The sequence below is a fragment of the Dietzia sp. DQ12-76 genome, from assembly GCF_014145045.1.
Lineage (GTDB): Bacteria > Actinomycetota > Actinomycetes > Mycobacteriales > Mycobacteriaceae > Dietzia.
Window position 1 is genome coordinate 7,586 of the sequence record NZ_JAALDV010000472.1, and the last position, 3,535, is coordinate 11,120.

At 69.8% G+C, this 3,535-nt stretch carries 3 protein-coding genes; 2 read left to right on the forward strand and 1 reads right to left on the reverse strand.

What is annotated here, in order from left to right; translation table 11 throughout:
* A partial coding sequence (locus tag G6019_RS17450) for a DUF1540 domain-containing protein (protein ID WP_241726088.1) occupies positions 1-156 on the reverse strand: 156 nt, incomplete at its 3' end.
* A gap of 295 nt (positions 157-451) precedes the next feature.
* Between G6019_RS17450 and G6019_RS15035 the strand changes: the two genes are divergently transcribed.
* Positions 452-2,056 (forward strand): carboxyl transferase domain-containing protein, encoded by a 1,605-nt coding sequence (locus tag G6019_RS15035; RefSeq protein ID WP_107756983.1) that lies wholly within the window; start codon positions 452-454, stop codon positions 2,054-2,056.
* A gap of 8 nt (positions 2,057-2,064) precedes the next feature.
* The coding region (locus G6019_RS15040) for an acetyl-CoA carboxylase biotin carboxylase subunit (protein ID WP_182627923.1) at positions 2,065-3,535 on the forward strand (1,471 nt) is incomplete at its 3' end.

A 3,535-nucleotide genomic window follows, 5' to 3' on the forward strand; every position in this document is an offset into this window, starting at 1 on the left:
GGGCAGTCCGCCCCGCACGTCGAGCGAGATGAACGTCCCGCACTCGGCATGGTCGGGTGATCCTGCAACGGTGATCGCCGGGGCCGTGCAGTCGGCGTCGGCGTTGAACGAGCACGTGGTGACCGTGCAGTTGCTGATTCCGGTGAGAGTGGCCATGTCGGTTGCTCCTCGCGTCGGTGTGGCGATCCGGCCGGTGAGTCGATCCGGTCGGGTGTCACCGAGTCAACCCCCGATCAGGCCGACTTGCAAGCAAGGAGAGCCTGTGCTAGCCCAGGTTAGCCTAAGCACCTGACCTGCTCTTCGCTCCGCTTCCGATCCTGCTTTCACGGCGATCGGCGTGGCCTTGCCGTGCCGCGCCGCGCGGGTCGCGGCACCCCTTCTGGACATCTGTGAGCCATGGCACTATGGTCGAACTCAGTTAATCCGACTTAACTGAAAGGGAGCGGCGCTGATGTCTTCCGCGACCACCGATCGCCCGTCCACCGATAGCCCGACCACCAACCGCCAGGCGCACGAGGAACTGCTCGCCGACCTCCGCGACCGCCTCGATCGGGCCTCGATGGGCGGCGGTGAGAAGGCCCGGGCCCGTCACCTCGAGCGCGGGAAGCTCCTCGCCCGCCAGCGGGTCGACGTCCTCCTGGACCCGGGTAGCCCGTTCCTCGAGTTGTCCCCGCTGGCGGCGGAGGAGATGTACGGGGGCAAGGCGCCCGGCGCCGGGGTCGTCGCCGGGATCGGCCGCGTGTCCGGACGCGAGTGCCTGGTGATCGCCAACGACGCGACCGTCTCCGGCGGCACCTACTACCCGATGACCGTCAAGAAGCACCTGCGCGGCCAGGAGGTGGCGTTGGCCAACAACCTGCCGTGCATCTACCTGGTGGACTCGGGCGGGGCGATGCTGCTCCAGCAGGACGACGTGTTCCCCGATCGGGACCACTTCGGCCGCATCTTCTACAACCAGGCCACCATGTCGGCCCGGGGCATCCCGCAGATCGCCGCGGTGATGGGCTCGTGCACCGCCGGCGGCGCCTACGTCCCGGCGATGAGTGACGAGGCCGTGATCGTGCGCAACCAGGGCACGATCTTCCTCGCCGGTCCGCCGCTGGTGAAGGCCGCCACCGGGGAGGAGGTCACCGCCGAGGAGCTCGGAGGCGGCGACCTGCACGCCAAGACCTCGGGTGTGGTGGACCATCTCGCCGACGACGACTACGACGCGCTCATGAAGGTCCGCGAGATCATCGCGACCTGCCCGCCGGCCCCCGAGCCGGACTGGGAGGTCCTCGAGCCCCGCGAGCCGGTTCGTCCACAGACGGATCTCTACGACCTCGTCCCGGTCGACTCCCGGCAGCCCTACGACGTGCGCGACATCATCGGCACGGTCGTCGACGGTGGTGAGTTCACGGAGTTCAAGAAGGACTACGGCACGTCGATGGTCACCGCGTTCGCGCGGATCCACGGTCATCCGGTGGGGATCATCGGCAACAACGGCGTCATCTTCTCCGAATCCGCCCTCAAGGGCGCGCACTTCATCGAACTGTGCGACCGCCGCAAGATCCCGCTGGTCTTCCTCCAGAACATCACCGGGTTCATGGTCGGACGCCAGTACGAGGCGGGCGGCATCGCCAAGAACGGCGCCAAGATGGTCGCCGCGGTGGCGTGCGCACGCGTGCCCAAGTTCACGATCGTGGTGGGCGGGTCCTTCGGTGCCGGCAACTACTCCATGTGTGGCCGCGCCTATTCACCGCGATTCCTGTGGATGTGGCCCAACGCCCGGATCGCCGTGATGGGCGGTCCCCAGGCCGCGGACACCCTCGCGTCGGTGCGCGCCGCGCAGGTGACCAAGGCGGGCGGGGAGTGGACCGACGAGCAGCAGGCGGAGTTCACCGCACCCATCCGCGAGCAGTTCGAGGAGCAGTCCACCGCCTACTACTCCACGGCCCGCCTCTGGGACGACGGGATCATCGACCCCGCCGACACCCGCACCGTCCTCGGCCTGGCACTCGCGGCCGCCGCCAACGCCCCCCTCCAGCCGGTCAACAACGGCGTCTTCAGGATGTGAGAAGCCCCATGTCAGAGGAACTGTCCCAGAAACTCCACACCGTTCTGGTGGCCAATCGCGGGGAGATCGCCTGCCGCGTGATCCGCTCCCTGCGGGCAGCGGGGATCCGCTCGGTCGCCGTCTACTCCGACGCGGACGCCGATGCGCTGCACGTGCGCATGGCCGACGCGGCGGTCCGCCTGGGCCCGGCCCAGGCCTCACAGTCCTATCTCGACATCGACAAGGTGATCGACGCCTGCCGCCGGACCGGCGCCCAGGCGGTCCACCCGGGCTACGGGTTCCTGTCGGAGAACTCCCGGTTCGCGCGGGCGCTGGAGGAGGCGGGCCTGATCTTCGTGGGGCCACCGGCCACCGCGATCGAGACGATGGGCGACAAGATCACCGCCAAGGCGGCGGTGTCCGCCCGGGACGTACCGACCGTGCCCGGGATCTCGCGTCCGGGACTGACCGACGACGAGCTGGTGGCCGGCGCCGACGAGGTCGGATACCCGGTCCTCGTCAAGCCGTCCGCGGGCGGCGGCGGCAAGGGCATGCGACGCGTCGAGCGACCCGAGGACCTTCGCGCCGCGCTCGACTCCTCCCGCCGCGAGTCCGCGGGTGCGTTCGGCGACGACACCCTGTTCCTCGAGCGGTTCGTCGACACCCCGCGACACATCGAGGTCCAGGTCCTCGCCGACACCCACGGCAACGTCATCCACCTGGGTGAGCGTGAGTGCTCGCTGCAGCGCCGCCACCAGAAGGTCATCGAGGAGGCGCCCAGCGCGCTGCTCGACGAGGTCACCCGCCAGCGGATCGGTGCCGCCGCGTGCGACGCCGCCCGCTCGGTCGGTTACGTGGGTGCGGGCACGGTCGAGTTCATCGTCTCCGCCCACGCCCCGGACGAGTTCTTCTTCATGGAGATGAACACCCGGCTCCAGGTCGAGCACCCGGTCACCGAGATGGTCACCGGCGTGGACCTGGTCGACTGGCAGGTCCGCATCGCCGCGGGCGAGGAGCTGACCCTGCGCCAGGAGGACATCACCCTCACCGGCCACGCGATCGAGGCCCGCGTCTACGCCGAGGACCCGGCCAAGGGCTTCCTCCCGACCGGCGGAACCGTGCTCGGGCTGGAGGAACCCTCGGGCGACGGCATCCGGGTGGACTCCGGCCTGCGCGTCGGCACGGTCGTCGGAAGCGACTACGACCCGATGCTCGGTAAAGTCATCGCCCACGGCACCGACCGGGCCGAGGCGCTGGCCCGACTCGACGCCGCGCTCGCCGACACCCATGTCCTCGGACTGAGAACCAACATCGACTTCTGCCGGTTCCTGCTCTCCCAGCCGGAGGTCGTCGCCGGCGACCTCGACACGGGTCTGCTCGATCGGACCCTCGACGACTACACCGCGACCCCGGCGCCCGAGGGTGCACTCGTCGCCGTGGCCATGCACCGCACCGAGGAGCGCTGGGCCCGCGTGCCGGCCGCCCGGCGCGGACCGTGGG

Bases quoted from the DNA above. Each gene is read 5' to 3' on its own strand.
- G6019_RS15035 (WP_107756983.1), top strand. From the start codon at position 452: ATGTCTTCCGCGACCACCGATCGCCCGTCCACCGATAGCCCGACCACC.